The organism is Achromobacter insuavis, assembly GCF_902859645.1.
Lineage (GTDB): Bacteria > Pseudomonadota > Gammaproteobacteria > Burkholderiales > Burkholderiaceae_B > Achromobacter > Achromobacter insuavis.
In genome coordinates this window covers 1-524 of sequence record NZ_CADIJR010000198.1, presented here as the reverse complement: position 1 = coordinate 524, position 524 = coordinate 1, and the positions used below count along the sequence as shown (strand labels likewise).

1 protein-coding gene is annotated in these 524 nt (G+C 73.1%); it reads left to right on the top strand.

The annotated features are described in order from the left end of the window. On the top strand, positions 1–524 hold a 524-nt coding region (locus tag H0523_RS32105), incomplete at both ends, for a M20/M25/M40 family metallo-hydrolase (RefSeq protein WP_180180336.1).

Here is a 524-nt window from a genome sequence, read left to right as displayed (position 1 = left end):
GTCGAAGGCCAGCCCGACCACGCCGGCACCACGCCCATGGACATCCGCCGCGACGCCCTGGTGGGCGCGGCCCGCATCATCGACGCCGCCAGCCGCCAGGCCAGCGCCGCCAGCGGCAATCCGCACTACGTGGTCGCCACCGTCGGCAAACTCGCCATGACGCCCAACGCCGCCAACGCCGTGCCCGGCCGCGTCGAGCTGACGCTGGAAATGCGCAGCGACAGCAACGCGGTGCTGGACGCCTTCCCCGAAACGCTGATGGCCGGCGTGGCCGCCGACCTGAAGGCGCTGCGCCTGACCGCCGGCTTCGTGCCACTGAGCCGGGCCCAGCCCACCGACTGCACCCCGCTGGTGATGGACGCGGTGCAGGCCGCCGCCGACCAGCTCGGCTACGCCAACATGCGCCTGCCCAGCGGCGCCGGCCACGACGCCGTCTACATGGCGCCCACCGGCCCCATCGGCATGATCTTCATCCCCTGCCTGAACGGGCGCAGCCACTGCCCCGAGGAATGGATCGAGCCGGC